The sequence below is a fragment of the Mycobacterium sp. RTGN6 genome (genome assembly GCF_033804605.1).
Lineage (GTDB): Bacteria > Actinomycetota > Actinomycetes > Mycobacteriales > Mycobacteriaceae > Mycobacterium.
The window spans coordinates 159,727-166,400 of record NZ_JAPZKZ010000015.1; the positions used below are offsets into that span (position 1 = coordinate 159,727).

Sequence of the window (6,674 nt, forward strand, 5' to 3'; positions counted from 1 at the left end):
GAGCGTGGCGTAGCCGTATGCCAACCTAGGAGCGTGACGACTCCGGTGTGCGTGCTGGGCTTGGGCCTGATCGGTGGATCGGTGATGCGGGCCCTGAAGGTGGCCGGCCGGGAGGCCTTCGGCTACAACCGCTCGATCGACGGCGTCGAGGCCGCCCGGTTCGACGGATTCGACGCCAGCGACCACCTCACCGAGGTCCTGGCCCGCGCCGCCGCCACGAACGCACTCATCGTGCTCGCCGTCCCCGTGCCCGCGCTGCCCATCATGCTCGACCACATCCGCACCACGGCGCCCCACTGCCCGCTCACCGACGTCGTCAGCGTCAAGGGTGCACTGCTGCAACTGGTCCAGCAGTACGGCCTGCTGGACCGCTACGTCGGCGGGCATCCCATGGCTGGCACCGCCCGGTCGGGTTGGGCGGCTGGCAACCCGCACCTCTTCGTCGGCGCGCCGTGGGTGATCAGCGTCGACGACCACGTCGACGCGGGAGTGTGGGCCCAGGTCATGCACCTCGCGCTGGACTGCCGCGCCATCGTCGTGCCTGCCCGCTCCGACGAGCACGACGCGGCCGCCGCGGCCATCTCGCACCTGCCCCACCTGCTCGCCGAGGCGCTCGCCGTAACGGCAGGCGACGTGCCTCTGGCGTTCGCGCTGGCGGCGGGTTCGTTCCGGGACGGCACCCGTGTCGCGGCGACGGTCCCCGACCTGGTGCGCGCGATGTGCGAGGCCAACTCCGAACAGCTGACGTCGGCCCTGGACCGGGCCATCGACCTGCTCGTGCACGCTCGCGACGGGCTGGCCAGCACCGGATCGGTGGCCGACCTGGTCAACAGCGGCCACGCCGCCCGCATGCGCTACGACAGCTTCGGCCGGCCGGACATCTCGCTGATCACCGTCGGGGCCGACGACTGGCGCAACGAACTCGCCGCGGCGGGGCGCGCAGGCGGCGTGATCAGATCCGCACTGCCAGTCCGGGGTAGTCGAGGATGAAGCCTTCGGCGTCGACGGTGATCGGAGTGTCGGCGACCGGGGAGTTCAGCGTGAATCCGGCGGCGCCATTGGAGTACGTGATGGTCTCGAGCTCCACCGAGAGGTCCGGCAGCCGCACGTAGACGACCGGAATCGAGATCGAGTCGACGCTGCGGTAGATGCCGGTGCGCCGGATCGGCAGCGCGTTGAAGAACGGGCTGAATACCACGTCGACGTCCAGTGCGCCGTCGTAACTCTCGCGCTTGGTCTGGTTCTGGTGGTCCTGAACCATCCACATGTTCTCTTCGTCGCGCGCGATCGACAGCTGGCGTTCACGTTCGGCGAGCGTGACGGTCAGCGACAGGCGTTTGGTGGCGCCGTTCTCGTCGGTGACCAGGTCGTACGAAGCGCTGAACGCCGGATGCGACGGGGTGGCAGCGGCGACGATTCGCCCGTACGCCTTGATGCGGTTGCCCGACAACTGCACCCTCACCGATTCCATCCGCGGCACGTCATGCGCGCGCCACGTCAAGATTGCCGGCCAGGCCGGGTCGTTGGCGTCCTTGGTGGGCGGCTGGGCTGCACTCACCCATCTACCGTAGGCGACGGAGCCCTCGCTTCGTAGCCGCCTTGAGAAGAGCCACCAGATCGAGACGAAGCCGCCGATTCAAGGGCAACCTCGTCGCCAAGCAGCGGCTGCGGCATCCGCCGGAACCTGTCGGTGCCCGGTTCGGACAACCACACCGCCAACGCAAGGACGGCATCGAGGATCAGCGCAAGCGCCGTCACCATCAGGGCGCCGACCAGCGCGAGGTAGAACTCGCGCACCTTGATGCCGTCGATGAGGTAGCGGCCGAGGCCGCCCAGACTCGCGTACGCAGCGACGGTGGCGGTCGCCACGATTTGCAGTGTGGCAGTGCGCAGTCCGCCGACGATCAGCGGCAGCGCATTGGGTACCTCGACGCGCAGCAACACCCGGGCCTCGGTCATGCCCATCGACCTGGCTGCGTCGACGACGTTGCGGTCGACGTTCGCGATGCCCGCGTAGGTGCCCGCCAGCAACGGCGGAATGCCCAGCAGCATGAGCGCGACGGTCGGCGGCACCAGCCCGAGCCCCCACAGCAGCACCCCGAGCAGCAGCACGCCGAGCGTGGGCAGCGCACGCAGCGCGTTCACCCCGGTGACCACGAGGAACGTGCCGCGGCCGGTGTGTCCGATGGCCATCCCGATGGGGATGGCGATCAGCGCGGAGAAGAACACCGCGACGACCGTGTACTGCAGATGCTCGAGCACGCGCGCCGTCAGTCCGGCGGGGCCGGCCCAGTTGGCGGCGGTGAAGATGAAAGACAGGGCCTCCTGGAGGAAGTTCATGCGGCCGCCTTGGCCCGGGCCGCCCGTCGGCTGACTTGGCCCGCCCTTGTCCACGGAGTGATGGCCTTGCCCGCGAACATGATGAGGGTGTCGACGACGACGGCGAGCAGGAAGATGGCGATGATGCCCGCGATGATCTGGTCGCTCTTGTCGGACTGGTAGCCGTCGGTGAACCAGGTGCCGAGTCCGCCGATGCCGATCACCGAACCGACCGACACCATCGAGATGTTGGTGACGGCCACCACGCGAAGGCTGGCCACCAGCACCGGAATCGCCAGTGGCAGTTCGACTTTCAGCATCCGGCTCAGCGGCCGGTAGCCGACGGCCGTCGCCGCGTCGAGCACGGCGGGCGAGACGGCGTCGAGCGCCTCGGGGACGGCGCGCACCAACAGCGCCACGGTGTACAGCGTGAGGGCCACGATGACGTTGGCTGGTGCGAGGATCGTCGTCGGGATGATCAGCGGTAGCACCACGAACAGCGCCAGCGACGGGATCGTGAAGATGATGCTCGCGGTGACGGTGGTCAGCCTGCGCAACAGCCTGGTCCGGTGCACCAGTGCGCCCAGCGGTACCGCGATAACCAAACCCAGCACCAGCGGCAGCAACGACAACCACAGGTGGATGACCGTGAGCTCCCACGCGTCGTCGAGATGGGTGAGCAGATAGTTCACTAGGTGGTCCCGCGTTTGTTCTTCAATGCCGCGACGACGTCATCGGCCTTGATGCCCCCGATGACCTGTTTGCGCGCGTCGACGGCCACTCCGAGCCCCGCCGGGGACGACAGCGCCGCATCGAGCGCCAACCGCATCGTTCCACCCGGCAGGAAGAGTGATCCACCGGCAATGCTGCTGTCGTACAACGACTTTCCCTGCCGGTGCAGGCCGACGCCGTTGGCGTCGATCCACGCGTACGGCGAACCGTCCGGCTTGGTCACCAGGGCCCACTCCCCCGGGCCCAGCTGCAGGGCGTCGATGGCGGCCTCTTCGACCGTGCGGATGTCGTGGAGCGGCAGCCCGGTACCGGGGGCGAACTGCAACCCCCGATAGCCGCGGTCGGCGCCGATGAAGCCCGCTACGAAGTCGTTGGCCGGGTTGGACAGCAGTCGGCCGGGGACGTCGTACTGTTCGAGCACGCCTCCGCGACCGAACACGGCGACCTTCTCACCGAGCTTGATCGCCTCGTCGATGTCGTGGGTGACGAAGACGATGGTCTTGCGCAATTCGCTTTGCAGCCGCAGGATTTCGGTCTGCAACTCCTCCCGCACCACCGGGTCGACGGCGCTGAACGGCTCGTCCATCAAGAGGATCGGGGGGTCGGCGGCCAGCGCCCGCGCTACGCCGACGCGCTGCTGCTGGCCACCGGACAGCTGAGCCGGATAACGTTCGGCCAGCTTCGGGTCAAGGCCGACGCGCTCCAGCACGCCCAACGCGGCTTTCCTTGCGCTGCGCCGAGATTCGCCCTTGAGCACCGGGACCGTCGCCACGTTATCGACGACGCGAAGGTGCGGCATCAGCCCGGCGCTCTGGATGACGTAGCCGATGCCGAGCCGCAGCTTCACCGGGTCGACCTTGGTGACGTCCTTGCCGTCGACCGTCAGGGTGCCCGAGGTGGGCTCGATCATCCGGTTGATCATCCGCATCGACGTCGTCTTACCACAGCCGGAGGGGCCGACGAATACGGTGAGCGTCCCGTCGGGCACGTCGAGAGTCAGCTCGTCGACGGCGACGGTGCCGTCGGGGTACTTCTTGGTGACCTTGTCGAAGGTGATCACGTTGCGTTTATCCCCCCACCGGCTTGTCGAACCCGTTGTCCTTGACCCACTTGGCCGCCGCCTCGTCGGGGTCGATGCCGGCGTTGCCGGAAGTCTCCGTGTTCATCTCGATGAGCGCGTCGGTGGTGAGCTTCGCCGAGACGGCGTTGAGCACCGTCTTGAGTTGGTCGGACAGCTTCTGCGACGCCACGAGTGGGACCACGTTGGCGGCCAGGAAGTTGTTCTTCGGGTCGCCGAGCACGATGAGCTTGTTCTGCGGGATCGCCGGTGAGGTGCTGAAGATGTCGGCAGCGGTGACCGACCCCTCGACGAGGGCCCGCACCGTGGCGGGGCCGCCCCCGTCGCTGATCGCGATGAAGTTGGCGGGTGCGACGTCCAGGCCGTACTTCTCCTTCAGCCCGGGCAGCCCTTCCTTGCGGCTGAGGAACTCCGACGGCGCACCGAACTTCACCTCCGGTGAGTGTGCGGCGAGGTCGGCGATGGTCTTGAGGTTCCACTTCGCCGCGGTCTCGGAGGTGACGGCGACGGTGTCCTGGTCGTTGGCCGGCGACGGGGTGAGAATCGAAAGGTCGCCCGGCAGCGCGTCGTACAGCGCCAACAGCACCGCGTCGGGATCGGTGGCGGTGGTGTTCTTGTCGAAGTACTGCAGCAGGTTGCCGGTGTATTCGGGGATCAGGTCGATCGAATGGTCCTTGACCGCAGGGACGTAGGTCTCGCGGCTACCGATGCCGAACTGACGACTGACGTCGAAACCGTTGGCCTCCAACGCCTGTGCGTAGATCTCGGCGATGATCTTGGACTCGGGAAAATCCGCAGAGCCCACCTTGATCGACTTCAGGTCGCCCGAGATCGGGCCGCCGCCGAGCGGGTTCGCGCTGCCACATGCCGTGGCGAGGAAGGCAATCAACGTGGCCAGCAGCGCCAGCCCGCGGAGGTACACGGTTCGTCGCGCGGGGTTCATGGATGCGTCCCTTCGGCGTCACCAAATTGACCTGACCCTAACCGCCAACCGCTGCTCTTGCCCTGGTTTGACTCTCCTCGACGCCAACGAGGGGCAAGATGGGTCCATGAGCAGCGAACCATCGACACCCAAGGAACCCGACCTCGAACCGCTGCCGCCCGAACCGCTCGAGCCGCAGGTCAACGATCCGGACCCGGATACCAAGGCCCCCAAGCCGAAGGACGAGGCCGGCCAGTTCACCAGGGCGGGGGCGCTGTGGACGGCACTGGTCATCGGCTTCCTGGTGCTGATCCTGCTGCTGGTGTTCATCATGCAGAACATGGACTACACGACGGTCCAGCTGTTCGGGTGGGCGTGGCAGCTACCCGTCGGGGTGGCACTGCTTCTCGGCGCGATCGCAGGCGGATTGTTGACGTTCCTGGTGGGGACGGTGCGCATCCTGCAGCTGCGTCGCGCCGCGAAGAAGAACCTGAAGGCCGGGTTCTAGTCAACTCCGGGTTGCCAGCTGTTGGTCAGTTGGTTGGCCGTGGTCGGTCACGGGGTCGTTTGTCGGTGGCGTTTGAGATGGTCGGGTGATGAGCGCACGCACTCGCCGACGGTGTTCACGGCCAGCGTTGAGCGAGACGAATCGGCGTTGCGCCGCGGTGGCAGCCGAGACCAGCAGCGGTGTTGCTCTATGACGGCCAAGAAGTTGCGGCAATGGCGTGGCGTGACGCCGGTCGCGGCGCCGGCGGGGGTGGCGATCACGACCCGGCTGCGGACCACACCAGCCGATGAACATGTACTCGACCAAGTGGCCGAGCATCTGGGCCGGTTGCGCCGCACTGACCTGAGCACGGTTTGTCGTCCCGAGCCGCTGGCACCGGATCTGGATAACGGTGCGCGGCGCGACGCTCGCAGGGGCCGGCTCAACACCCGCAAGAAGGCGTTGACCGCACAGTCCAGTGCGCGATGGGCCAACGCGATCATCGCCGCCAACGACGACCAGTACCGACTGTCCCGTGAGGCGCAGTACCGCCACATCGTCGGCTTGCACGCGGCGATCGCCACGATCGAGAAGCGCCTAGCCCTACCCAGCCTTGACATGCTGACGGTCGCGCAGCGCAAAGCACGACGCGAAGCGAAGTCACCGAAAGGGTATGCGACCCAAGCGGAACGGTTCGCCAAGCAGCGTCGGCTGCAGCATCTACGCGCCGAGCTGACCCGCGTGGAGGCCGACAGGGCCGCTAACCGGGTGCGGGTGGTCGAAGGCGGGAAACGGCTGGCCAAGACCCGCCACCACCTCGACACCGCGGGCCTCACACCGGCGCAGTGGCGCGATCGTTGGGACGCGGCCCGGTACCGGATCACCGTCAACGGCTCCGGCGATGAGCCGTTCGGCAATCTCACCATCACCGTCACCCCCGACGGCGAAGTCAGTGTGCGGCTACCGAAACCCCTGGAACACCTGGCCAACGCCACCCGCGGCCGCTACCTGCTCTCCGGTCGGGCCGTATTCGCCCACCGCGCCGGTGAATGGAAGGCGCGGATCATCGGCGGAAAGTCGGTGTCCTACACCATCACCCGCAAACCCGTGCGGGCTGGCCGCTACCTCACCGCGTG

General features: G+C 67.4%; 8 protein-coding genes. 3 read left to right on the forward strand and 5 right to left on the reverse strand.

The features are described 5' to 3' along the window. Positions 1-45 precede the first annotated feature (45 nt). Entirely contained in the window at positions 46-990 is a 945-nt protein-coding gene (locus SLQ33_RS30740; protein WP_319457722.1) for a prephenate dehydrogenase, read from the forward strand. Here SLQ33_RS30740 and SLQ33_RS30745 read toward each other — a convergent pair. From SLQ33_RS30745 to SLQ33_RS30765, 5 genes are read right to left on the reverse strand one after another with little or no spacing between them, the layout of a single operon-like run. Next, positions 953-1,558, reverse strand: coding sequence for a putative glycolipid-binding domain-containing protein (locus SLQ33_RS30745; RefSeq protein WP_319457704.1), 606 nt, complete (start codon positions 1,556-1,558; stop codon positions 953-955). The two genes, SLQ33_RS30740 and SLQ33_RS30745, sit on opposite strands and share 38 nt — an antisense overlap. Continuing rightward, positions 1,555-2,340: an ABC transporter permease gene (locus SLQ33_RS30750; RefSeq protein WP_319457705.1), complete on the reverse strand. Its 786-nt coding sequence runs from the start codon at positions 2,338-2,340 to the stop codon at positions 1,555-1,557. The genes SLQ33_RS30745 and SLQ33_RS30750 overlap by 4 nt, the downstream gene beginning before the upstream one ends. Beyond that, complete coding sequence (locus tag SLQ33_RS30755; RefSeq protein WP_319457706.1) at positions 2,337-3,011, reverse strand: ABC transporter permease; 675 nt, start codon at positions 3,009-3,011, stop codon at positions 2,337-2,339. The genes SLQ33_RS30750 and SLQ33_RS30755 overlap by 4 nt, the downstream gene beginning before the upstream one ends. After that, entirely contained in the window at positions 3,011-4,111 is a 1,101-nt protein-coding gene (locus SLQ33_RS30760) for an ABC transporter ATP-binding protein (RefSeq protein ID WP_319457707.1), read from the reverse strand. The genes SLQ33_RS30755 and SLQ33_RS30760 overlap by 1 nt, the downstream gene beginning before the upstream one ends. A 7-nt stretch (positions 4,112-4,118) precedes the next feature. Then, positions 4,119-5,072, reverse strand: coding sequence for an ABC transporter substrate-binding protein (locus SLQ33_RS30765; protein WP_319457708.1), 954 nt, complete (start codon positions 5,070-5,072; stop codon positions 4,119-4,121). A 106-nt stretch (positions 5,073-5,178) separates the two neighbouring features. Here SLQ33_RS30765 and SLQ33_RS30770 point away from each other — a divergent pair, with 106 nt between their 5' ends. Together SLQ33_RS30770 and SLQ33_RS30775 are read left to right on the forward strand one after the other, a co-directional pair. Beyond that, positions 5,179-5,559: a lipopolysaccharide assembly LapA domain-containing protein gene (locus SLQ33_RS30770; RefSeq protein ID WP_319457709.1), complete on the forward strand. Its 381-nt coding sequence runs from the start codon at positions 5,179-5,181 to the stop codon at positions 5,557-5,559. Between the two features lie 189 nt (positions 5,560-5,748). Next, the coding region (locus tag SLQ33_RS30775) for a hypothetical protein (protein WP_319457710.1) at positions 5,749-6,674 on the forward strand (926 nt) is incomplete at its 3' end.